The 25,866-nt window shown below is 40.0% G+C and carries 18 protein-coding genes; 8 read left to right on the forward strand and 10 right to left on the reverse strand.

Going from position 1 to position 25,866, the window contains the following annotated elements:
- The first annotated feature begins 112 nt into the window (after window positions 1–112).
- Window positions 113–817: an FMN-dependent NADH-azoreductase gene (locus A9Z07_RS14330; protein WP_069579534.1), complete on the forward strand. Its 705-nt coding sequence runs from the start codon at window positions 113–115 to the stop codon at window positions 815–817.
- 323 nt (window positions 818–1,140) lie between these two features.
- Window positions 1,141–1,500: a hypothetical protein gene (locus A9Z07_RS14335; protein ID WP_005256487.1), complete on the forward strand. Its 360-nt coding sequence runs from the start codon at window positions 1,141–1,143 to the stop codon at window positions 1,498–1,500.
- Window positions 1,501–2,027: 527 nt separating this feature from the next.
- Here A9Z07_RS14335 and A9Z07_RS14340 read toward each other — a convergent pair.
- Both A9Z07_RS14340 and A9Z07_RS14345 read right to left on the reverse strand, forming a co-directional pair.
- Entirely contained in the window at window positions 2,028–2,468 is a 441-nt protein-coding gene (locus A9Z07_RS14340; protein ID WP_062846708.1) for a hypothetical protein, read from the reverse strand.
- A gap of 143 nt (window positions 2,469–2,611) precedes the next feature.
- Window positions 2,612–3,973: a PQQ-dependent sugar dehydrogenase gene (locus tag A9Z07_RS14345; protein ID WP_069579536.1), complete on the reverse strand. Its 1,362-nt coding sequence runs from the start codon at window positions 3,971–3,973 to the stop codon at window positions 2,612–2,614.
- A 168-nt stretch (window positions 3,974–4,141) separates the two neighbouring features.
- Between A9Z07_RS14345 and A9Z07_RS14350 the strand changes: the two genes are divergently transcribed.
- A complete protein-coding gene (locus A9Z07_RS14350) occupies window positions 4,142–4,669 on the forward strand; it encodes a GNAT family N-acetyltransferase (protein ID WP_081406438.1) in 528 nt (175 codons plus the stop codon).
- Between the two features lie 289 nt (window positions 4,670–4,958).
- Window positions 4,959–5,885 (forward strand): LysR family transcriptional regulator, encoded by a 927-nt coding sequence (locus A9Z07_RS14355; protein ID WP_069579539.1) that lies wholly within the window; start codon window positions 4,959–4,961, stop codon window positions 5,883–5,885.
- A gap of 71 nt (window positions 5,886–5,956) precedes the next feature.
- Here A9Z07_RS14355 and A9Z07_RS14360 read toward each other — a convergent pair whose 3' ends face one another.
- The 3 genes from A9Z07_RS14360 to A9Z07_RS14370 form a co-directional block, all read right to left on the reverse strand.
- Window positions 5,957–7,117: a M24 family metallopeptidase gene (locus A9Z07_RS14360; RefSeq protein ID WP_069579542.1), complete on the reverse strand. Its 1,161-nt coding sequence runs from the start codon at window positions 7,115–7,117 to the stop codon at window positions 5,957–5,959.
- A 79-nt stretch (window positions 7,118–7,196) separates the two neighbouring features.
- Window positions 7,197–8,270, reverse strand: coding sequence for a porin (locus tag A9Z07_RS14365; protein ID WP_062846703.1), 1,074 nt, complete (start codon window positions 8,268–8,270; stop codon window positions 7,197–7,199).
- 271 nt (window positions 8,271–8,541) lie between these two features.
- Window positions 8,542–9,819: an MFS transporter gene (locus A9Z07_RS14370; protein WP_069579547.1), complete on the reverse strand. Its 1,278-nt coding sequence runs from the start codon at window positions 9,817–9,819 to the stop codon at window positions 8,542–8,544.
- A gap of 524 nt (window positions 9,820–10,343) precedes the next feature.
- On the opposite strand from A9Z07_RS14370, the gene A9Z07_RS14375 reads away from it, so the two are divergent.
- Window positions 10,344–11,855, forward strand: a complete 1,512-nt coding sequence (locus A9Z07_RS14375) for a hypothetical protein (RefSeq protein WP_069579552.1) — start codon at window positions 10,344–10,346, stop codon at window positions 11,853–11,855.
- A gap of 95 nt (window positions 11,856–11,950) precedes the next feature.
- On the opposite strand, the gene A9Z07_RS14380 is transcribed toward A9Z07_RS14375, so the two are convergent.
- From A9Z07_RS14380 to gudD, 4 genes are all read right to left on the reverse strand, one after another.
- The gene (locus tag A9Z07_RS14380) at window positions 11,951–12,664 is read right to left on the reverse strand and encodes a FadR/GntR family transcriptional regulator (RefSeq protein WP_005256470.1); all 714 of its coding nucleotides are present in this window, start codon (window positions 12,662–12,664) and stop codon (window positions 11,951–11,953) included.
- Between the two features lie 240 nt (window positions 12,665–12,904).
- The gene (locus A9Z07_RS14385) at window positions 12,905–14,491 is read right to left on the reverse strand and encodes an aldehyde dehydrogenase (NADP(+)) (RefSeq protein ID WP_069579554.1); all 1,587 of its coding nucleotides are present in this window, start codon (window positions 14,489–14,491) and stop codon (window positions 12,905–12,907) included.
- Between the two features lie 30 nt (window positions 14,492–14,521).
- Window positions 14,522–15,433, reverse strand: a complete 912-nt coding sequence (kdgD, locus tag A9Z07_RS14390) for a 5-dehydro-4-deoxyglucarate dehydratase (protein WP_069579556.1) — start codon at window positions 15,431–15,433, stop codon at window positions 14,522–14,524.
- A 265-nt stretch (window positions 15,434–15,698) separates the two neighbouring features.
- The gene (gudD, locus tag A9Z07_RS14395; RefSeq protein ID WP_069579558.1) at window positions 15,699–17,033 is read right to left on the reverse strand and encodes a glucarate dehydratase; all 1,335 of its coding nucleotides are present in this window, start codon (window positions 17,031–17,033) and stop codon (window positions 15,699–15,701) included.
- A 279-nt stretch (window positions 17,034–17,312) separates the two neighbouring features.
- Here gudD and A9Z07_RS14400 point away from each other — a divergent pair, with 279 nt between their 5' ends.
- The 3 genes from A9Z07_RS14400 to A9Z07_RS14410 all read left to right on the forward strand — a co-directional run bounded on the left by A9Z07_RS14400 (window position 17,313) and on the right by A9Z07_RS14410 (window position 21,294).
- Entirely contained in the window at window positions 17,313–18,677 is a 1,365-nt protein-coding gene (locus tag A9Z07_RS14400; RefSeq protein WP_069579562.1) for an MFS transporter, read from the forward strand.
- 70 nt (window positions 18,678–18,747) lie between these two features.
- Complete coding sequence (gene garD / locus A9Z07_RS14405; protein ID WP_069579563.1) at window positions 18,748–20,295, forward strand: galactarate dehydratase; 1,548 nt, start codon at window positions 18,748–18,750, stop codon at window positions 20,293–20,295.
- 123 nt (window positions 20,296–20,418) lie between these two features.
- Entirely contained in the window at window positions 20,419–21,294 is an 876-nt protein-coding gene (locus A9Z07_RS14410; protein ID WP_069579566.1) for a DMT family transporter, read from the forward strand.
- Between the two features lie 642 nt (window positions 21,295–21,936).
- Here the strand turns inward: A9Z07_RS14410 and A9Z07_RS14415 are convergent.
- Window positions 21,937–25,866, reverse strand: a 3,930-nt coding sequence (locus tag A9Z07_RS14415; RefSeq protein WP_319822840.1) for a calcium-binding protein, incomplete at its 5' end; no start/stop codon positions are given.

Below are 25,866 nucleotides of genomic sequence, written 5' to 3' on the forward strand. Positions count from 1 at the left end.
TATAAAAATAATAGATGACTTAAAATCATCTATAGCTGTGATTTACTCGTTTGTCTAGTGCTCTACTTCATTCCAAAATAGCTATATATTAAATCAATCAGAGACGGATCAAATGAGTACAATCTTACATATCGATGCCAGTATTCGCGCTGCCAACAATCCTAACCCAAACCATAACTCTATCTCCAAAAACATTGCCCATCACTTTATACAAAGCTGGAAAAAACAGTTCGCTATAGATGAATATATTTATCGTGATGTAGGCATGAATCCACCACCTTTTATTACTCAGGAATGGATGGGTGCAGCATTTACACCAGAGCAAAAAAGAAGCGCAGAACAACAACAAATACTTGGTCTTTCAGATCAATTGATTGCAGAGATTGTGGCGGCTGAACTCATCATCATTTCATCGCCCATGTACAACTATGGCATGCCAGCTCAGCTCAAAGCCTGGTTTGATCAAATCGCTCGCGTGAACAAGACTTTTGATTTTGATCTTTCACGCGGTGACTTTCCTTTGCAACCGACATTGTCTGGCAAAACATTGGTGATTATTAGCTCAAGCGGTGAATTTGGTTTTGAAAAAGGCGGGGTTAGAGAACAGATGGGTCATCTGATACCTCACCTGCATACGGTGAGCAAATATTTAGGAGTAGATAAAATCTATGAAATTGCTTCTGAATATCAGGAATTTGTGGATGATCGTCATCGACAATCCGTAGAACATGCCTATGCAAAAGCAGAACATCTTGCGATCGCGCTCAGTCATGAATTAAATCATCTGACCGAACCCAAAGCTGTAGCGATGACTTAGTTTTGCTTAGGCCACGCAACATATTATTTTTAATGAAGAATAAGGCAACCATTCCCAGCCTTATTCTTGCAGAAGCGATACTCATTTATCTGGGGCAACAATACGCTTAAAAGTTCCAGTTCTTAGAGCGCTGGGTGAGAGTAAAAGTATTTACATGAACTATAAATACTTATTTCATGTATCCGCTAGAATCAACCATAATGCGTTATGTATACAACTGATCGCGTAAGATAGACATATACTTTTTCCAAAGTGAGCAAGTTATTTCCCCCCTTCTGATTTGGCAACGTCAAAGTCATCAATAGAGAAAACAGGATAGTTTTATGGATAAACCTATACTATGCCCCAAATGTGGTTCTACAGAAATTGAAACACGTAATCATGACAAGTTATTGAGAACTACAGGCGGCGTATTACTCACGGCCGCAGGAACCACGGCGGGTACAGTTGGTGGTGCTGCAAGTGGAGCATCAATAGGCGCAGCAATTGGTACAGTTGCAGGCCCTTTAGGTGTGATTGTCGGCGGTACAGTAGGAACGTTTGTCGGTGCAATTGGTGCAGGTATCACAGGTGGAGTAATTGGAAATATTTTCGGCAAAAAAGCAGGTGTTCTGGTCGACAAGAATATTTTTCAGGACTATCGCTGTCTGAAATGCAAATATCGTTTTAAGCAAAAAAAGTAATACATCGTTCATTTTCTTGAGTTTGGAGGATGCGTTGTTAGACCAATTCTCCAGATGCTTTCATTCACATTGAAAACTCTCTCTCATTATTTCAATTCTAATTTCATCTCCTCTGCTATCTTGTATTTCTTATTTTTTAAAAAGCAAAAGTCCAAATAAAAAAAATCCCAAGCTCTTGGGGAAGAGAATGGGATTACGATATACACATTCATCAAGAAGTTCATCGTTAGTGCGCTATTTATATCACGCTTTATTTTATAAATACATAATGTGTCACACAAACTATACATAACCGTCTATCTATTCCCACTTTATATCATTAAAGGTCATTAAATTAATCTTTCAGAACAATTAAATAATAAAAATCTAAAAAATGAATGACAGTCCTCTCACCGTCGACACTGAAGCTTTGTTTCGAAGATTTTCTTAAATGACAGACACAATAAAAAAAGGCTTCTATAAAAAGCCTTTTTTAAAAAATAATTCAATGGAATGGAAAAGCGTTGTAGCGCAATGATTTTTTTAATTTAATTATTCTTATATTCATCACTTTCAAAATACGATTTGATCTGCTCAGCAGAACTGGTTTTCAACTTATCCAGAATAATGCTCAGATCACGTTCAAATGTAAACTCTGCTGGTATTTCCTCATGAATCGGCGGAAGCCTCTTCACGCCCCCTTCAGTAATCCGTTCAATAAAGCCAGCTAACCACAATACAAATTCATCTTTATTCTTATAGTTGGGGACTAAACTAACATCAATACTAATATGGTCTTTGGTCGGCTTATCCTGAAAGCCTTCCACGAAATCGATGTAGTTATACAATAATTTTAAGTCGGTATCTTTAAGTTCTTCACGTAACTGTTTAACAATGAAATTGAGACAATCTTGAAGTGGAACGTTAAACTTTTTTTCCTCTTCAAAATGCCTGTAAATATTATCAGCGATACGCAAATACTGTGGCATGACGCTATCCTCATGTTGTTATGTCCCATTGAGTATGGAACCAAAAGTTTAGTAGATTTGTAATGTTTTACAATGAAGATGTATTTTATATAAACTTTATATGAATAACGACATTTTGGATAGCGCAAAATTAGATGATATATCTAATTTTTCTGCTGATACTTTTGCGTTGGGCTTTCATAGGTCGTTTGTGCCACAGGTGAGACACGCCAGACTGTATTACCCACATCGTCAGCCACTAAGAGCGCTCCTGAAAAATCAATTGCAACGCCAACTGGACGCCCCAAAGCTTGACCTTTCTCATTTAAGAAACCTGTGAGCACATCTTGCGGTTGACCATAAGGCTGTCCATTTCGAAAAGGCACGAAAATCACTTTATAACCACTATGTGGTTTACGGTTCCATGAACCATGCTGTCCAATGAATGCGCCACCACGATACTGCGGCATAAGCTCTGTTGCATAGAAGGCCAAGCCCAAAGAAGCAGTATGGTTACCTAAGGCATAATCAGGTTTTAGTGCACGTGCAACCAGCTCAGGATTTTGTGGTTTTACCCGTTTATCGACATGTTGACCATAATAACTGTACGGCCAACCATAAAAGGCACCGTCTTTAACAGAGGTCATATAATCGGGAACCAGATCACTGCCGAGTTCATCGCGTTCATTAACGACCGTCCAGAGTTGTCCACCCTGTGGTTGCCAGCCCATACCATTTGGATTACGTAGTCCCATTGCATAGGGTCTGACCTTGGCAGTGGCAATATCATATTCCAGAATCTGTGCCCGACCTTGTTCCTGATCCAGCCCATTTTCCCCGACATTACTATTTGAACCTACCGTGATATAAAGTTTGGTTCCTTCTGGATTGGCAATCACATTTTTAGTCCAATGATGATTGAGCGGCCCCGCGGGTAAATCCAGCACCTTAGTCCCTTTCGCCGTTATTTGGGTTGCATCCTCCTGATAGGGATAACGCATCAGCGAATCCGTATTGGCGACATAAAGCATGTTCCCCACCAAGGCCATACCAAACGGCGAATTTAAATTTTGTAGAAAAACCGTATTCTGATCTGCAATGCCATCGCCATTGCTATCTCGTAATAAGCGAATCCGATTGGCACTTGGCAATGAGGAGCCTGCACGATTCATTACCATTTTCATGATCTTGCCGCGAATGCCCTTGCTATCCTCTGGTTTTGGCGGTGCATCTGTTTCAGCAACCAGCACATCACCATTCGGCAATACATACAACCATCTCGGATGATCTAGTCCACTGGCAAATGCCTGAACTTTCAGACCTTCAACAGTAGTAGGCATCTTGCCCTTTGGCCAGCCTTTAGCGGGTGCAATATTAACAGTCGGAATCAATCTCGACTGCGGTTCTGGTAAAACGGGCTGTGGACCAAAACTATCGCTAATCGAATATTGAGAAGATGGCGTACAACCTGTAAATATCAAAATAAGACTGCTTCCAGTCAGGGAGAATAACAACCGTAAAGACATCAGGAATTTTCCTTGTTATTTTAATGACTACAGACAGCATAATTCGATCTATACATGAGGTATAGCTGATTTGATTAACAGATTGTCTCTAATGTAAATAAACTGTTTAAAACCTGTCTTAGCCGTTAAAATATAAACAAATACAAAGAGAAGGAAAACAGCATCAATATTATTTTAAGACCACTTCAATATTCAGAAATTGACTTGATCTGGCAACACATTCATCGACGTGAATTGATTACCCAAAATTATGTCAATCAACAGTGTTTACAACTCGTTGACTGTTTTTATGATGTTCAGCATTGGGATGCTTATCATCTGCAAAATGATCCGCCTAAATTAAAACAGCTCTACCACCAACAGGCAGAATTCATCGGGGCCTTTAACGGTCAAGGAAAAATGGTCGGCATTTCCGTGGTATCCAATCAGATCATTCAGGATTATCCAGATGCCAAACTTTTGCACTATTTTTATGTCGATTCCGATCAGCAAGGTCAAGGCATTGGTGCACAACTCATGCAGGCAGCGAAAATATCTGCAATAAAGCTAGGTGCAAAATATCTTTATATTTCTGCCACACCCAGCAAGCGAACTGTTGATTTTTATATGAAACATGGCGCTCAAGTATTGGACAAACCCGATCAGCAGTTATGGCAACTCGAGCCAGAAGATATTCATTTGCTGTGTGAAATTTGAGTTTGTTGGGAAAAATGAGACGTACTTTCGATTCATTTTTTCCTCAGCTTACTGGAGCTTTTTCTGGGGCTGCTTAAAACATTAACAGTTCGATTTTTTGGCTGAATCTTAAGGGTTATTCTCTTGATGAATCAAATAGAGATCGTGCACGCTTGCCAAGAAATCTTAAAAATAATCCTAGCGGATTTACAGCGTAAAAGTGAATGCATCATCACATGAAAATAAGATTAGTATTCACTCACGGAAAGATTATAGAATCGAGTTAGATATATTTTTAAAACAGCATATCATGGATGATTTAGATTCGTTTTTTAGTTCTAGGGTGAAGTTTAAGAACCTAAAAATTCTTTCCTTGTTAGAGCAGCATAAATCTCTGACCAAAGTCGCGCAGATGATGCATATGACCACATCTGCCGTTTCCAAAGCTCTTGCAGAAATTGAAGCCAACTATGGTGAACAACTCTTTAGAAGAGAAGTTGGGCAACTGGTTGCCCTGCCCGAATGTTTAATCCTGATCGACTCCTATTTAAAAATAGAAGCACAACTTCGCGAAGGTCACGACAGAATTGCCTCACTCAGAGGTGCACGTGCCAGTAAAATCTCAATCGGTATACATGCACCTTCATTGGAAAATGCACTTGCCAATGCAATTGTACGTTTTAAACAGCTTTCTCCTGAAACAGAAATCAGTATTAAAGCTGGCGATAAAACATCTTTACTCTCTTATTTACGGGCAGGTGAAATTGATTTGGCGATTTGTCGGGCCGAAGTCGATGACCTCGAACATGATTTACGTGCAATTTTATTACATGAACATCAATTGATATTGATTGCCAGTCATCATCTAAACATTCCTGCCGAACATAAAGATTTAAAAGATTTGTTAGATTACCCATGGTGTCTGACCGCTCCAAGCTGCCCTGTGCGTCAATGTTTCGACGCGAATCTGGTGGCCAGAGGACTAAAACAGCCTAAAAATCTAATTGAAGTAGATAACCCACCGCATCTGATTCTAAATATCATGGAGAAATATCCTTCAATCACCGTCACGTCCAGCAATCTCGCGAGGCTGCTTCATAAAAATAATAATCTTCATATCTTAAATCGTGAATTAAGTTTCACCATCAAGCCTCAAATCATCATCTGGAATAGTCGAATTCCGCTCAACAGCAATGTTAGAAAATTACGTGATCTGATTTGTTATGAATCCAGATAAAGTCATTTAAACAGACTCAAAATTAAAGGCCTAGCTAAAATCAAGATAGGCCTTTATTGACTTATTTAAACTTAGATCGGAAAGGTCAACTCGGCCATTTCAATTGGCCCATCGGTCAACATCACAGGACCCTCAGGGCCGATCAAGACCGTATCGGAATGGCGAAAACCGCCCACACCTTCAATATAAAGTCCTGGTTCAATGGTAAAACACATTCCTTCCTGAATCGGACGATCATAACCTTCGGCAAAGAATGGCGCCTCATGCCCAGTAACGCCCATACCATGTCCGGTACGATGTAGCAGATAATCCCCCATTCCAGCTTTTCGGAAATAGTCATTCACTGTTCGATCAACCTCACTCATTAATTGACCGGGTTTTGCCATTTCGAATGCAATACGACGACCTTCCAGCATAATCTCAAACGGTTTTTTCGCATTTTCTGGCACTTTACCCAGAAAAAAGGTTCTTTCAACTTCAGCGCCGTAACCGTTCATCACGGCATTTACAATCGATACATGTGGGCCGCCCGGCTCCATTCTCATATCAATATTGGTAAAGTTATGCGGATCATGAGACACACTTGGCGGCTGAAATACTGCCGAAATTCTGGTAGCGAACGGATTAAGTTCTCTACTATCGGTCAGCAACCGAGTAAAAATAAGCTCTCTCACCTGACCAATCATTTCCATCAAGTTCATACCCGGATACGCAGATGACAGTAATAGATTATGTCCTTCTGTTGCTAACAGACATGCATAAGCCAGACGTCCTTTTTCATAATCCGATTTGATCATACGTAGATCATCAATGATATCAGTACGGATACGCTCGCCAGGAATTTCAGAATAAATCTGTAAGGGACAAATTGATTCAACACCAATACGCGGATTGCTCTCAAATAGTTCTTTAAATCGATCACTCCATGCCCGACCTGCTGGCGCTGGAAATTCAAAATATGGAATAAGTTCAATCTCACTCACAGCACGAGTTTGAACATGCGGAATTTCCAGTTGAGGGACAATAAACTTTGGTACACCCTTTTGAGGAATCACCAAGACAAAAGGCCGCTCATGTACTGCATTTGCAAAATTGGTTAAATAAAAAATATTATCTGGACAAAAGGATACATAATGATCAAGACCTTCCTTCTGCATCTGTTCCTGAACGCGTATTAATCTATTCTGGATTTCACTTTTAGATGGTGGATAAAATATTGGTTCAATATTCATTTTTTGCTCCTTAAAAAAATGGATTTGTGAAATAGAGTTAATTTAAGAAATTAAATTGATTTCACGACATATTTAAAAACTAGAAGGAAAACTTTAAACCCACCCCATAAGTTGAAGGATCATCTCCAGCACCACTTAATGCAATATCATTGATTGTATAAAATGAATTTTCATTATTATCGACATAGGCTGCACGAATATAAGCATCCAAGTGTTTATTAATATGATAATTGGCACCTGCCGAGTAAACCATCGCACTCCGATCCTGCTGATCAACATCACGTCGATAAACAGAAGCTTTTAAACTATACTTCGGCTGTTCAAAATTAATCGCTGCACCATAAACCTGAGCAGAAGCAGCATGTGGACTATCAGGTTTAAAATATCCTGCCGTACCAATTAAAGTTAAATTTTTATTCATTCTTCTTAGAACAAGCGCACGATAATCCTTGGTTTTAACATCGCTTAAAATCTCTCCTTTATAATTTACTGAAAAGTTGCTAATCAGTTCATTATAGGATCCACTTACTCGATTTACCCCATCATCATAAATCGCCAAAATGCCATAGTTTTTCGCATCCGTTACATAAGAACCCTCTCCAACCATCTGGTTTGGAGAATAGAGCATGGTCAACGAAGTATTTTTAAATGTTGGGGTGGTATAACTGACTGCCCGACTGGTTCTGAAATCATAATTAGGGGCACCAGCGCCAAGGTCGTAAGCCTGAATCGCAATCGCTGTCGGGGTAAAAGGAGCGGCAAATAACTCTTCTAATGCACCAGCAACAGCAGGCATAACTCGTCCATACACCAGCGTTCCATACTGTTTGGACTGCAAACCTAAGTACTCTGCACGAGCAAAAGTCGTCTTCCGCACAAATTCCATTTTGCGTAAATCGATCATTGACTCTGCATTTCCAATAATAGACAGGTCGTCATTTAATTTAAGATTCAGTTTTAATCCTAAGCGGCTTGCATAATCCATCCCACTTTGAAACTCATGTGAGTCCTGTACATCTGAATGAGAATAATTTATCCCGTAATCCAGTACCCCATATACTTTAAAGGGAGAGTTTTCATCACCAACGCTAATATCTGCAAAAGCTGCTACTGGTAATGTGCATATACTTAAACATAAAATAGATCTAAACATTATATTTCACTCCATGAACCAACATTTTTCTATTCCTTTAAATTACACAAACTCTTTATTTTTTTAAATTGATATCTTTTCCATCGCAGTTGAATATTTTTCTACTCAAATATTTTTAGGAAAACTTATACAAATAAAAAACCTACTTTTAAAAAGTAGGTTTGAATAAAATATTCACAACAATTTAAGCCAAATTATTAAGCAACACTCAATTAAAATTTAATCCTTTATTTCAAATGCGCTAGATAAGCTTAATATTCATATCAACAACTCAAACAACCAGTTGTGATGCACGTAATTTGACGCCTCGATGACAGAGTAAAAGCGAGGTAATTGAAATAATCGCTGCAACCGAGAGATAAATCACAGGCGCCTGTAAATTGCCTTTACTCAATGCATAGGTTGATACAATCGGGGATAAAGCTCCAAATAAAGTAACACCCACGTTATAACCAAGTCCTATTCCCAAAGCACGTTGTCTGGCTGGGAAATAATCTGAAATAAATGGGAAATAGCCACCGATCATCAGGCCTAAGCCGCTGGCACACACAAGCTGGAACAAGAACAAGCGACTTGCAGAAGGTACTGCCAATAAATATTCATAAAGCGGAATACCGATAAACGCACAGAGAATGACACCGGTATACATCACTACCATTCTGTTTGATTTATCTGACCAAATGCCGCCGATGATTGAAAATATAATGATGAACAGTGTCGCCAATGTTGAACTTGCGGTACCAATAACAGGTTCAATCCCCATCCCTTGCTTAGCAAAAGATGGCATAAAGATAATCACCAGATAAACCACAGCGGAACCAAAACCAGAAAGCGAAGCGACCAACATCACTCTTTGAAAAATCTGACCGAATGTTAATTTAGGCACGACTTTATTGGCCTGATCTTGAACCAGTACCTCACTTTCCTCCATATAGCGACGTAAGTATAAGCCTAAAGGTATAACTGCAAGGCCAATGAAGAAACCAATTCTCCAGCCCCAGTCTAAAGTGGCTGCTTGCCCCAAAATGCCATAAATAGATAATGCGATACCAGAACCCGTTGCAAGCGCAAGATAAGTTGAACTATTAAATAATGCACCATAATATCCTCTACGCTGTTTAGGACAACTTTCCATTACTAAAGAAACAGCAGCGCCAAATTCTCCTGATGCAGCAAGTCCAGCAACCAATCTTCCCAACACCACCATGGCTGTACCAAGATATCCACTTTGCGAATAAGGCGGAGCCACTGCAATTAAAAGTGTACCTACCCCCATCAACATGACGGTTAAAATCATTGCTGATTTACGACCTTTACGATCTGCATAACGTCCAATGAAATAAGCGCCGAGTGGTCTGACCAAAAAGCCCACTGCAAAAGTGGTAATCGCAGCTAAAGTCGATAAAATTTCATTTTCAGCAGGAAAAAAATTATGTGCGATCGCGAGAGCGAAATATCCATATAACGTAAAATCAAGCCATTCCAGAAAGTTACCCGCAGATAATCCGAGAAATGAGCGTCTATTAATCGTGTGCTTTTCTGTACGCATGATGGTCTCTCCTGACCTAGCATCTATTTGTTAAATTAAAGCTACACAAAAGTACGAAACTATAAAATTGACAAATTTTCCATCGTGGTTGAGTTTTTTTCTATTCACGTTTTCTCTAAATTACAAAGCGCTATATTCAAATCATGAACTGTATTTTTATTTATTAAACATATGAACAGTCTTTGCAAGCAGATGATATGAGATCAACCTGATTTCCCCCTCATATCTTCATTGCTAATCAGTGCTTACAAGTTACGGTAACACCTCCAAAGTAATATTTTACCTATCCAAACCAAATAGAATAAAAACCAAATTCTCTCCTAAACCACTGTAATTAATATTTTTTAGATAACAATCTGGTCTTTTTGATGTGATTTACCCTACCCCAAAATCGTGATGAATTGCCCTATTTCCGCTATTTTTAATTTCATCATTTAGACTTATGCTGGAAACATAAATATGGATGAGACAAAGAGTCCCTCTACTTTTTTGAATTTTAGCATTCAGTAGATTGGAGCAGCGCATTGAGTAATAGATCACAGTCAAATATGGATGGAATACATTTTCCAATTCAGCCCGGCAGAAACAAGCCCAGTACGACAGATACCGCAAAGAAAATCTTATACGCAGCACTAAAAAGTGTCGATTCTCCTTACGCCACTCAATTAACTGCTGAAAAAAACTGGAGAAAGAAATATCCAGTTTATTTTCAAGAGCTGGTGAAAACAGGCATTCGTTCTGTACAGAATCCTCTTCTCATTGCTCAGCAAGGCTTAGATACAGCTAAAAAGTCATTTCACTTTTATCGTGCTGGACAGCAAACGTCTTTAGAACAAGCCATGGCTGATGTTAAAGAACAGCCTTTTGAAAACTTTGTGCTGAAAGGTACAGGCAGCCCGACGATTGAGCCGTGGTATATTCCGTTTAAAGGACAAAAACTGCAAGGTGAAGCCTTACTTAAGCAGATTGATCGCTGGGAACAGCAACAGATCATCGAACCCACTCATGCCAAAGCATTACGTCTTTTGCAGGCTCATCCAGAATGGTTTGATTTGTCCTCTCGTACCATGGTGCTCTTCGGGGCAGCGTCTGAAGCTGGGCCTTTAAGCTGGTTAGCCAAATGGCGTGCGAATATTGTTGCGATTGACTTACCGAATCCAAAAATCTGGCAAAAAATTACAAATACCATTCAACAAGGCAATGCCACACTGATTGCACCGCAAATCACTTTGCAAAATGGTGAAAAACAGCTGGGCGCAAATCTTCTGACTCAAACACCAGAAATTGCAAACTGGTTAAATACATTTGAGCAACGTTTAGATCTGGCTGGGATTGCATATCTGGATGGTGAAAAACATGTTCGTGTTTCTATTGCCATGATCAGCATTATGGAACAAGTTAGCCGTCAAAAAGCCGATAGCAGCATCATGTTTATGCTAACGCCAACCGATATTTATGCCATTCCAGAATCGGTTGTAGCGTCGATCCAGCAGAAAATTAAACAGCGTCCACTTGTTGAGAAATTACTGACTAAATCGATTCATAACATCTCGTTAAGTCATTTTTTTAAATCGAATATCGAACAGTTGATTGAATCAGATAACGGCCAAAAATATGGTATTTCGGATTGTATGGTGATTGAACAAGGCCCTAACTATGCCCTTGCGAAGCGCTTGCAACAGTGGTTTGCCATTTGTACCCGCGCACGTGGTCAAAAAACGGTTATTAATATTGCACCGTCAACCACCACACATTCAGTTGTTAAGAATCCAATTCTTAAGGCGGCTTTTTCAGGGGCTGATTTGTTTAAGGTCGAAACCTTTAGTCCTGAAACCACAAATGCCATTATGGCTGCGCTGTGGGTGCATGATTTAAATAATCCTGAGAGTGCAACCAATCCAGAAAGACCACTCGAACATCCTTTCGAGCTGATTATGGAAAATGCGAATCATGGTGGTTTATGGCATGTTCCTTATTTGGCGAGAACCGCGCTGCCATTTGCGGCAGCTTATGGCTGGGTGAGAGAGAAGTTTTAGTTTTAGGACCTAAGAACTCAAATGAGAAATATTAAAAAAGAGAGCGGATAGGCGCTCTCTTTTTTATCACACGAGATTCAAGATTAAATCGATGCTTATTGCTTAAACTTTTTAATGCTTTTAGAAAGATGAGCTCGCATCATTTGTCGAGCTAACAAACCATCTTGATCGACAATTGCGTTATAAATATTGACATGATCATGGTGAACCGCTTTTAAATATTCTTCACGATTTTCAGGACTTTGCTCAATAGATTTCAGGCGTGCGCGCGGAATAATTTTTTCGCCCAGATACTTTAAAAAATCGACGAAATATTGATTTTCCGAAGCTTCAGCAATCGCAATATGGAAATCATAATCTGCTTTTACTGTGCCATCATTTGCATCTGAAGAAATATGATGCTCAAAGTCCTCAAGCGCAGCTTTCATTTTATCAATGTGAATTTGCTTACGGCGCTCTGAGGCTAAAAACACAGCTTCAGATTCAAGACTCATCCTAAGCTCAAGTAAAGAAACAATATCGTTAATGGTTTCTAAGCTGGCATTCGACAACAAAAAATTCTGTTCAATGGTTTGCTCTTTAACAAAAGTCCCAATTCCGTGACGAGTCTCGACAAAACCTAAAGAACGCAACTCGGTAATCGCTTCACGAATGACAGAACGGCTGACTTCAAATGTTTCAATCAATTCCAGTTCCGTTGGAATCTTCTCTCCAACTTTAAATTCTCCAGACTGAATTTTTTCGATTAGTTGTTCTACAATAATCTGGCTTAGTTTTTTTGTTGATCTAGGTTTAATTGCGCTAGACATAATCTGAAGAACTCATGAAATATTTAAAAAAATTAGAAAATTCATTCTACTATAATCTTAACCGATAGTCATATTTGCTTTTTTATTCCCCTAAATACCTAAAATTTAATTTATTTATGTTACTCATGCATTTTCATTCAACGAGAAAGATGTGATCACTTGCACTTAGTAAAATAGTAATGATTGGCTGATTAAATGAGAGATATGCAGCTCAATACTTTAGCTTGAGCTGCACAATTTTTAAATTTGAGCCTGACTTAACTGCCCATTCACCAGACGATTAATCTTTAGAGGATTACTATCTTTTAACGCATCGGGTAACAATACTTGTGGCGTATTCTGGAAACAGACTGGACGTAAGAAACGTTCAATTGCGCCCGTACCGACCGACGTTCCCCGCGCATCACTGGTTGCAGGGAAAGGGCCACCATGCACCATCGCATCAGACACTTCAACTCCTGTCGGGAAACCATTAAACAATACTCGACCCGCTTTACCAGTTAACAAGTGAAGAAGCTCACCTGCTTCAGATAATTCATTTTCATCGCCAATAATTGTTGCTGTAAGCTGCCCACCTAAAGCCCCAATCCCTTTTAACAAAGTCGCCTCATCGTCCACGCCAATCACAATGGACATCGGCCCGAAAACTTCATGCTGTAGTTTTGGATTACCTGACAATAAAACAGATTGATCCGCTTTAAATAGATGTGCTTTTGCTTGAGAAATGAGCTCAGCATCTTGCCCTGTCGCAATCATTTCAAAACCAGCTTCACTGTTTAAAGCATCAATACCTTGACGGTAGCTTTTTAAAGTCCCTTCATTCAGCATGACCTGTGGCACAGCTTTTTGCGTACTTTCAGCTAAAGCTGCTACGAACTTGTCAAATTCAGGACCTTGTACGCCTAAAATTAACCCTGGTTTTGTACAGAACTGACCACATCCCATATTAAACGAGGCAACCGTGTCCTGAGCGATTTGTTCACCACGAGAACTCAGCGCTTGAGATAAAACCACGACTGGATTCACACTGGACATTTCAGCAAAGAATGGAATTGGCTGAGGACGGCTCTGCGCAAGGTTATAAAGCGCCATGCCACCTTCTAGTGAACCCGTAAAACCAGCAGCTTGAATCAGTGGATGTTCTACCAAGTTTGCACCAATACGAGCACCAAAAATCATGTTGAATGTGCCTTTAGGCATATCGCAAACTTCAATTGCTTTTTCAATAGCTTCTGCAACAAGCTCGGCAGTCGCCATATGTCCAGAATGCGCCTTAAACACAACTGGACATCCTGCAGCTAAAGCAGCCACGGTATCTCCACCGGCAGTTGAAAATGCAAGAGGGAAATTACTCGCACCAAACACAGCAACTGGCCCTACTCCAACTTTGTATTGACGCAAATCAACACGCGGCAAAGGCTTACGTTCTGGCAATGCCACATCAATACGAGCACCGTAAAAATCGCCGCGGCGTAAAAGTTCAGCAAACAGTCGTAGCTGACCAGTAACACGGCCGGTTTCCCCTTGAAGACGAGCAAGCGGCAAGCCTGTTTCAAGTGAAGCGACTTCTTGCAAATTCGCACCTAACGCCTCGATTTGACGAGCAATTTCTTCAAGGAAAGAGGCACGTTGCGCTTGAGAGGTTTGGCTATAAACCGAAAAAGCGTTATGCGCAGCTTGAGCAGCTTGATCCACCTCTTCAAGTGTTGCCTGACTAAAAACATAACCAGTTGGTTGATAGTCTTTTGCACCCACACTTTCTAGAGCGGGTGTATTTGCAGCAACGCGTTGACCATTAATAAACTGTCGACCATTATTTTTACTCATTTTAAAGCTCCAATGCCTAAACAGTTAAAATTATTGCGGACCAAGTGTCGCAATGAGAGCAGCCAAATCTTCATAGTCTGCTGGAGTTAAATCACTTAATGGTGGACGCACTGGACCAGCATCGTGTCCAACAATTTTGGCGCCTGCCTTAATCATGCTGACGGCATAACCTGATTTACGGTCGCGAATTTTAATCAGTGGCAAGAAGAAATCTTTAATCAAACGATTGGTTGTTTCAAAGTCATCACTGCGAAGCGCGTTATAAAACTCCATTGCAGTCTTTGGAATAAAGTTAAATACAGCTGATGAATAAACTGGGCAACCTAAGGCTTTATATGGCGCTGCAAAAACCTCTGCTGTTGGCAAGCCACCTAAATATGACAAACGGTCACCCATCGTTTGAGTCACTGCCGTCATCATATCGATTTGACCAGAGCTGTCTTTAAAGCCAATTAAGTTCGGGCACATCTCGGCTAACTTTTGGATTGAATCGAGATTGAGTCTTGAAACGCTACGGTTATAAAAAATTACGCCAAAGTCGACTGAATTACAGACTTGCTTAACGTGTTCGATCAAACCTTCTTGGCTTGCTTCAGTTAAATAATGCGGCATTAACAGAATACCGTGTGCACCTAAGCGCTCTGCTTCTTTTGCCTGTTCAATCGCTTGACGTGTCGGACCACCTGCCCCAGCAATAATCGGTACACTACCTTTACAAGTGTCAACCGCTGTTTTAATCACGTCAGCGTATTCATTTCCAGTTAATGAGAAAAACTCACCTGTACCACCCGCAGCAAATAATGCACTTGCGCCATAAGGAGCTAACCATTCAAGACGTTTTGCATAAGAATCTTTATTAAAGTCCCCATTTTGGTCAAAGTCGGTCACCGGAAAAGAAAGAAGACCATCAGAAACAATGTTTTTTAACTCAAGAGCATCCATTACAAAATATCCATCTGCGTTTATGTCGTCAGACATCTTACATCATAAGTTTTCTTCTGATCAATATCTTTTTCCCATGAAAGTTTAAAATTTTAAAAAAGATTAATTTTTTCCAAAATATGACAATCCAACTACTTGTTTTATAAGATATTTAAAAAATATTTTAATGTAAAAGTGAATAAATAGACATAAAAAAGCTGCTCGTATGAGCAGCAAAGTTTGAAAACAATCAAAAAAGCGAATTATCTAGACATATCGCTAAAAATTAACGAACTAGACATGGCTTTTTATTATTAAACGACCAGTTAGGGATTAAATATTGCATTGCATCGGCATCATTACGAGCCCCTAAACCTTTTAATTTATACAGTTCATGGGCTTGATTAATACGATCCCAGTCCAGCTCGACACCAAGTCCCGGTGCGGTTGGCACCTGAATTTTACCGTCCTTAATTTCAAGCGGCGCTTTCGTTAGCTGATCTGTACCTTCTTGCCAAATCCAGTGAGTATCAATTGCCGTTACCTTACCTACCGCCGCGGCTGCAACATGGGTAAACATCGCAAGTGAAATATCGAAGTGGTTATTCGAATGTGAACCCCACGTTAAGTTATACATATTGCAGAGCTGTGAAACTCGAACCGAGCCTTCCAATGTCCAAAAATGCGGATCGGCTAAAGGAATATCAACGGCTTGCAATTGAATACTATGCGACATTTCTCGCCAGTCGGTCGCAATCATATTGGTCGCTGTCGGTAAACCTGTGGCACGTTTAAACTCGGCCATAATTTCACGACTTGAATAACCTTGTTCTGGACCGCACGGGTCTTCTGCATAGGCCAACACACCTTTAAGATGTTTGCCTAAAGCAATGGCTTCGTCTAAAAACCATGCCCCGTTTGGATCAAGCGTCACACGTGCTTCTGGAAAACGGCGCGCGATAGCTGTAACAGCTTCAGCTTCTTGTTCGCCCTGTAACACGCCACCTTTTAATTTAAAGTCTTTAAATCCATAACGGTCATAAGACGCTTCTGCTAAACGCTGCACAGCCTCAGGTGTTAACGCTTTTTCATGACGAACTTTATACCAATCATGGTTATGCTGAGGTGTTGTCGCATAGTCTAATGAAGTCTGTTTTCGGTCACCCACAAAGAATAAATACCCTAAAACCTCAACTTCGCTACGTTGCTGGCCCTCGCCGAGCAAGCTCGCAACGTTCACATTTAAATGCTTACCAAGCAAATCAAGTAATGCTGACTCATAAGCCGTTACAACATGGATTGTAGTACGTAAATCAAAGGTTTGATTGCCTCGCCCACCACTGTCACGGTCTGCGAAGGTCTGCTGAATTTTTTTAAGTAGATTTTTATATTCCCCAATCGGCTGTCCTTCTATCAAGGCTTTCGCATCATTTAAGGTCGCTAAAATTTTTTCTCCGCCCGGAATTTCTCCAACCCCAATATTTCCAGAATTATCCTCAATAATAAGTATGTTACGAGTGAAATACGGTCCATGAGCGCCACTCAAATTGAGCAGCATACTGTCATGTCCAGCAACGGGAATTGCTCGAATTGATCTAACGATAGGTGTAGAGGTCGCCATTAAAATACTCCTTGGCATATTGAGATTATTTTCATTTGTAAAACTTATAAGACATCATATGACTTGTCAATATAATGTATCGAAAAATTATTTTTATCAGCCTACTTGCCAAAATAATATTTTTAATCATATGATGTCATACATCTAAGGCGCGGTTTAGAATAGGACTTTAGGATAGAGACAGAAATTTCATTTCTCCTTTATCCTATCGATGAATTTGACATGACGTCACCTATTTCACGGATATGCAAATAGGTCGATTATTAAAAGAGTTTGTATATGGATAATTTGCAAACAAATCTTGCTGCTGTGAGTCAGCCAAGAGCAAAACATAATAAAACGCGCTATTACATTTTAGCGATGATTTTTTTAGTTACTTCATTAAATTACGGTGATCGGGCGACGCTTTCGATGGCTGCCGCTCCGATGTCGCAAGAGCTTGGTTTAAGCACTGTGACCATGGGATATATTTTCTCTGCATTTGGCTGGGCATATGTCATCGGTCAAATTCCAGGTGGATGGTTACTCGACAAATTCGGTGCACGGAGAGTTTATTTCTGGAGCATTCTGCTCTGGTCATTTTTCACGATTCTCTTAGGTTTTGTTGATATTTTAGGTTCTATCCCTCTTATTATTGCTTCATTATTTATCTTACGTTTCTTGGTTGGATTATCTGAAAGTCCTGCATTTCCAGGCAATAGTCAGATTGTTGCAGCGTGGTTCCCAACCAAAGAACGCGGAACTGCCGCAGCGATATTTAACTCGGCTCAATATTTTGCCACTGTCATATTTGCACCATTCATGGGATGGCTGGTTGCCCATATTCATTGGCAATCTGTGTTTTGGATTATGGGTGGACTAGGCATTGTGATTGCTTTTATCTGGTTAAAAGTCATTTATAGCCCAGAAAAGCATCCTACGATTAATTCAAATGAGTTCAAATATTTACAAGCAGGCGGCGCCATTACCAGCATGGGTGAAAATCAGCTTAAATTTGCTGATGAAAACAACAAGATGAATTTTAAAAATATTAAGAAACTACTCTCCTCTCGTATGCTTCTCGGTATTTTTATTGCTCAATATTGTATTACCTGCTTAACCTATTTCTTTATTACTTGGTTCCCTGTTTACCTTGTAAAAGAACGCCAAATGTCGATTTTAGAAGCTGGTTTTGCGGCTGTATTACCAGCGCTTTGTGGATTTATTGGTGGTGTATTAGGCGGTGTGATTTCCGACAAACTCATCAAGATGAATAAATCTCTGACCTTCTCTCGCAAATTCCCTATTATTTTTGGCATGTTGCTCTCAACCAGTATCGTGGTTTGTAACTATGTTGATTCGCAAACAGCCATCTTGTTCTTCATGTCACTGGCCTTTTTTGGCAAAGGTTTTGGTGCCTTAGGTTGGGCTGTCATGTCGGATGTCGCACCAAAAGAAATGGTTGGTTTGTCAGGTGGATTATTCAATACCTTCGGCAATACAGCAGGCATTGTGATCCCTATTGCGATTGGCTATATCATCAATTCGACAGGTTCTTTCAATGGTGCACTTGTTTTTGTAGGTGTACATGCGGTCATCGCAATTATTTGCTACCTGTTTATGGTCGGCAAAATCCAGCGCTTCGAGTTAAAACCTACTTCTTAAAACTTTAAGTCATAACGCTTAAATAAATTAAGCGTTATGCCCTCTCTTCAAATGTATACAAGGAACGATCATGCTGAAGCCTCTCCTCATAAAAATTAGTCCTCTCGATAATGTTGCCATTGTAGTGAATGACGGGGGTTTACCACCCTCTACACCTATTGAAGAATACCAACTCACCCTGGTTGATCATGTGCCACAAGGACATAAAGTTTTATTAGAGTCATTAAAGCAAGGTGAAGCAATTGTTCGTTATGGGGAAATTATTGGCTATGCCAATAAAGATTTACCCGCAGGTTCATGGGTAAATGAAGCCGTTACCCAAATGCCTGAGGCACCTGAGTTAGATGATCTTGAGTTAGCAACTCGTCCTGATCCAAAGCTTCCAGCCTTGAGCGGATATACATTTAAAGGTTATAAAAATAAGGATGGCAGCGTCGGCACAAAGAATATTTTAGGTATTACGACCAGTGTGAATTGTGTCGAAGGTATTGTCGATTATGTCGTTAAAATTATTGAACGTGATTTACTTCCTAAATATCCTAATGTAGATGGTGTAGTCGGATTAAACCATTTATATGGTTGTGGTGTGGCAATTGATGCACCTGCTGCAATTGTTCCTATTCGTACAATTCATAATCTTGCACTCAACCCGAATTTTGGCGGGGAGATTATGGTAGTGAGTTTGGGCTGCGAAAAAATGCAACCCGAACGACTTTTAAATATTCCTAAAGAAAACAAATATATTCCCCTAGCAAACGAAGATATTATTCAGTTACAAGATGAACGTCATAACGGTTTTGAAAGTATGGTCAATCATATTTTATCCGTGGCAGAACAACACCTTGAAAAGCTTAATCAACGTACTCGAGAAGAAGTTTCAGCTTCTCATTTGGTTGTCGGCATGCAATGTGGTGGGAGTGATGCATTTTCTGGAGTCACCTCTAACCCTGCCGTTGGTTTCGCAGCTGACCTGATTGTGCAATGTGGCGGTACAGTCATGTTCTCTGAAGTTACGGAAGTCCGCGATGGTATTCACCTACTTACTCCACGTGCAGCAAATGAACAAGTTGCCAAAGATCTAATTCGGGAAATGAAATGGTACGATGACTACTTAGCAGCAGGCCAAGTAGACCGAAGTGCCAATACCACACCGGGTAATAAAAAAGGTGGACTGAATAACATTGTAGAAAAAGCGATGGGATCAATTGCCAAATCGGGCCGCTCAGCTATTGTAGAAGTTCTCGCACCGGGCCAAAGACCGACTAAAAAAGGTTTAATCTTTGCGGCAACCCCTTCGAGCGACTTTATCTGTGGTACGCAGCAAATGGCCTCTGGAATTACGGTTCAAGTATTCACAACGGGTCGCGGGACACCTTATGGGCTGGCTGCCGTGCCAGTCATTAAAATGGCAAGTCGAAACAATATTGCAAACCGTTGGTATGACCTGATTGATATCAGTGCTGGCGATATTGCCATTGGGAAGAAAACCATTGAAGAAGTAGGTTGGGAACTTTTTGAACTGATTTTACAAGTGGCGAGTGGCGAGCAACAAACGTGGTCGGACCGTTGGGGTATTCATAACTCACTCGCTGTATTTAACCCAGCACCAGTGACCTAATAAAGTTTAAAAGATGAGGCATCACCTCATCTTTTTCACATTTCCCATATTAATTACGACACATTTCCCTCAAACCAATCACTGCTGCTAAAATAATCCTGAAAGCCAAGAACTCATTTGTATATGCAAAACCAGTCTGCTCCGACACAGCCCTCGACTCAAATTGGAAAAGCCTTGCTTTGTCTTTTGACATCAGCATTTTTGTTTTCCATTATGGGAGTGTGCATCCGTTTTGCGTCTCAAACTGTAGACAATGCCACAGTTGTGTTTTTTAGAAATGCAGTGGGTCTATTTATTTTTATCCCAATGCTGTTTAAACAAGGATTAGACTTCGTTAAAACAGATAAACTCTGGATGCATACTTGGCGAAGTTTGGTGGGTCTTGCTGCAATGTATGGTTTTTTCTATGCCATTGCCAACCTAAAACTCTCGAATGCTATGGTTTTCAGTTATTCCTCTCCTATTTTTATTCCACTGATTGCATGGCTTTTTTTAAAAGAAAAAATCACTAAATCAATGATTTTTGCTGCTGTTATTGGGCTCGTTGGAGTTTTATTTGTTGCTAAACCCGACCAAGGTTTATTTAACGAATTGTCTTTTATTGGCTTGGGTGCATGCTTTTTATCCGCAATGGCTTTTGTCACCGTAAGAGCTTTAACCAGTACAGAGCCGCCTGAACGTATTGTTTTTTACTTCTGTGTTTTTGGTAGTTTAATTTCCTCTATTCCAATGTTCTGGCATTGGCGTATTTTCACTTGGCACGAATTAAGCCTGCTCATTGCCGCAGGACTTTTAGCAAACATTAGCCAACTATTTATGTCGTATGCTTATAGCTTAGCGCCAGCAGGACAAATTGGCCCAATGAATTATATTGCTATTATTTTTGCAGGGATTTGGGGATTTCTTTTTTGGCATGAATTACCCGATCTATTCAGTATTATTGGTATCTGCATTATTTTATTTGCGATACTGCTTTGCAGCCCAAGGTTTAGAAAGTAACTTACTGATTATTAAAAGTTAATGGTGTGGATTCTTTAGTATTCAACTTCGTTTATTGATTTAATTAAATACTATTCTTAATGCCTATCAAAAACCTATCCAATAAAAAAGCCACTTAGAATAAGTGGCTGATTTATAGATAATTTTAGTGGAGATGGCGTCAGTTGAACTTGATCAATAACCTACTGTTTTATTTATATTTTATTTTTATATAGCTCAAGTTTACCCAATCTTGACCCATTATCCCGATGCTGATTATTGCTCTGATCTTGTCTCATCCATATTGAGCTCCTCAACAATATCAATCGTATTTTAAAGCTAGCATTGTCATATTCTTGTTTTGATATACATTAGCTTACGTTTTTAATCCTCTCCTCTGCTTTGATATGTATCAATCTGCTGGGCTGAGCTACTTAGCTCCTGCAAAATGATTTCATCTCATAAAATTAAGTCTTCATTGTAGAACTGAGCATAGTTGCGTTGGGTAGGCTGATGTTCCCCAAAGTAAACTCAAATGGTAGATATAAAAGAATTTACCTTGAAAAAATAGTGTAGATGAGTTCCTTTCTTTAAATTAAGTACATAATTATTATGTAAACCAATAGTTGTAGGGCAGCTAACTACCCTACAACTGTTTAAATATTAATAAATAATTGCCTGATTCAGCGTTAAATCTGCTATCGACAATGACTCAGCTTGGTTAGTAAATATTAGAAGATCTTTCGAAATTTCAGCTGACGGATTACGGATACTCAATGTATTAGTTTTTGCACTAGCATCATAAATAATCTCGATATAGTCAGAAAGATTGGTGTTAGTTGCTTGACTATCTAATATTTGAGACAAATCAATCTGATCTTCTGCCACATTAAAATCACTTACATAATCCACAGCTGTTTCACCTGAAGCATTGAGCAACAATTCAAGAATATCATTGCCCTCATTTAAGATGAATAATTCACTCACCGCCGCATCACTACTCAAGACATTATCACCTGAATCACCTATTACAATACTGGTAACTTCGTCCTCAGCATTGACAGGACGGTCCACACCAAACACCTGATAAATCTGCTGTGAGGAAATACTGCCACCTGTTTCGAAATTGAAAGATTCGACCTCATGTGCACCACCAAGGAAGAAGTCTTTTACTGTAACCTTATTGCTATTGCTGCCATTCACCTTAAGGATCAGGTCATCACCCGATTTAGTTAGATAGTTACCCACCTGGCTAAAGGTAATTCCATTGCCAAAAACCACCTGATCTGTACCCAACTTTTCATCAATGACCATGGCACCAGAACTATAGTTATAGGAGGTGTTAAAGGCATCTAAATCCGTATTTTCAGGTGGTGTGTTTGCTGGCGCACTTTGCTGTGGCATGGTGACGCCAAATGCCCCAAAAATCTGCTCAGCGGTAATTTGCCCCCCAGTTTCAAACTGGAATGTTTCGACCAGATACTGGCCAGCCAGAAAGAAGTTCTTGACTGTAACCTTATTGGTGTTACTACCATTCACTTTCAGAATCAGGTCATCGCCTGATTTGGTCAAATAACTTCCCACCTGATTAAAGGTAATACCATTTTTAAAGATGACCTTATCATTGCCTGAATGTTCTGTAATGGTTAAAGCACCTGTGGTGTAATTATAGACAGTGTCACCTGCAACCTCACTGGAACCCTGATTTCCTCCATCTGTAGATGGCAACGTTAGACCAAACGCACTAAAGATTTGTGCTGCACTTAATGCGCCACCTGTTTCAATTTCAAAATTCTCAACCAAATAATTACCAGCCAGGAAGAAGTTTTTCACTGTTACTTTATTGGTATTACTGCCATTAATTTTGAGGACGAGATCATCACCTGACTTATTCAAATAATTACCGATCTGATTAAAAGTAATGCCATTTTTGAAGATCACCTTGTCATTGCCTGACTGTTCAGTAATGGTTAGTTCACCTGAGCTATAGGTATAAGTGGTATCTCCCACAGGATTTGGTGGTGTTGGGGTTGTTTCTGATGGAATGGTCAGACCGAATGCACCAAAGATTTGTTCTGCCGTCAGTTGTCCACCTGTTTCAAACTGCAAGGTTTCTACCAAATATTGACCAGCCTTAAAGAAATTTTTGATCGTGACCGTATTTGAATTGCTACCATTTACTTTCAGAATCAGGTCATCACCTGATTTTGTCAAATAATTTCCAACTTGACTAAATGTAATGCCATTCTTAAATAGTACAGTATCATTACCCGATTGTTCCGTAATCGTCATTGCACCAGAAGTATATTGATAAATGGTATCACCTACTGGATCAGATGAACCACCAGATGAGGCATTAACTTTGATTGCAATTTGAGCTGCTGTAATGGTATATCCTCCATTCGGCTGCACACTACTAATTGCTTTCTCCCCCCCCAAGAAGTGATCCTTGACTCGGACTAACTGATTTATATTATTATCAATCGTCACAATTAGATCATTATTTTCTTTTGTAAATTTAATTCGATCTTCGGTAATTCCCTGATCCATTAACCAAAGTACATCTGTTCCACCACCTGTTTGATCAATGGTTTTTTGACCATCAGTAAGGTAATAGAAATATTTATCATTGCCTATACCACCATTGAGGATATCATGACCTGCTCCCCCTCGGAGGGTGTCATCGCCATCACCACCATACAAGATGTCATTTCCATCTCCGCCATAGAGGATGTCATTACCCTGATCGCCATGCAGAATATCATCACCCTCATTACCTTCTAGGTAATCCGCATCTGTGCCACCATATAAAGTGTCGTTTCCTGCCTGTCCCCACAAGGTATCATTGCCTGCTTGACCGTAGATAATGTCATTGCCTGCACCTGAATAAACCTTATCATCCCCATCTCCCATTTCAAAGGTTTCATAGGTATCTCGATATCCCCAAACCTCATCATTATTGGTTGTACCATGATAGGTGACATGGTTTTCAATATAGCTATTGTCCCAAGTTGTTGAGTCAGCAAATTGAATTTCATTGATCTTATGATGTCCACCCACAAAGTAGTTTTGGATGGTGATTTGATCTGTTTGATTGCTATGCTTGATAACAAGATCATTGCCATAGCGATGTAAGCTAATGTCAGTAGTTAGGATATTTTGACCAAAGCGTAATACATCAAATGAGACGGCGACATTGGTATAGTTTTGACCTGCTGCGCGTTCAATAATCGTATCTTGCCCATCCCCTAGATTGAACAGATAAACTTCATCACCAAATGAGCCATAAATAGTATCATCACCTTGACCACCTTCTACATATATAGCTCGTTGTACTTCACTTAATTCCGTATCTTGAATTCGATGGTAGCCGTCCGCATCTTGATAAAATTGATCTTGGTTATATTCATTCACAAAGTCCATTTGATTGACATCTATAGTTAAGACATCATCACCAGCACCACCTGAAAGTAAGCCAAGTTCATCATTTACCAAACCTGTTAGTGTTAGCTGATCCTGCCCATCTCCACCGTACAATTTACCCTGTCCAGTTAAAATGTCATTCCCTGACTGACCTTCTAATACACCTTGTCCGCTCAGAATGTCATTGCCTTCACCACCCAGTAGATGCCCAGCGCCTTCAATTTCATCATCACCTACACCACCATCCAGATAGCCTGTGGCATAGATTTTATCGTTACCTGCTCCGCCATACACAAAGTATTGGGTTTCTGGTGTTTCTGAATAGACTGAACGGCCATAAACAATGTCATCACCATCACCTGCATGAATCACATCATGATCGGTTGTTCCCTCAATGATATCGTCTAATTCAGTTCCCTTAACTGCCTGAATATTAAGTGCAGCCTCATCCCATTCTATTTGGTCATCAAAACGAACTTTATTGATTGGCTTATTGAATAGATAGTCACTAAATTGCGACTCTACAATGAGTTGATCGCCTGTAGTACGATGGATAATGATCATATCCTGACCGGCTTTTCTGATAATCAGGTCATCTGGATTGATATTAATGAACTCAATAGTATCAATATCGGTTTGATTCTTTGATTCGTACTGGATGATGTCCTGTCCCCAGCCTAAATCAAAGCGATAAATATCGTTTCCTTGTCCACCAATCAGTACATCATCACCTGTACTACCAACTAGAATGTCATCTGCAGTGCCACCATTCAATTGGTCGGAACCATCGCCTCCATCCAGAAAGTCATTGCCTGCTCCACCATTTAGAACATCATTGCTAGTCCCGCCATAAAGCTGATCTGCGCCCTCACCTGCATCTAACAGATCATTACCAGAACCACCGATAAGGACATCATTACCATTGCCAGCATAGAGTTGGTCATCATCAGCACCACCATCCAGATGGTCATCACCACTCCCCCCATAGAGTTGATCCAGCCCTTCACCACCATACAGTTGGTCTGATGCTGTATGACCATGTATCACATCATCGCCAGCTTCACCTGCAATCGTGCTGCCTGTTGCATAGGCTTTTAAAATATCTGCTTCAGCAGTTCCCAACAGAACTAAAGCTTTAACTGCTTCAACGTCAAGTGTTGTACTGTCTGA

It is taken from the genome of Acinetobacter sp. YK3 (assembly GCF_001729365.1).
Classification (GTDB): domain Bacteria; phylum Pseudomonadota; class Gammaproteobacteria; order Pseudomonadales; family Moraxellaceae; genus Acinetobacter; species Acinetobacter vivianii.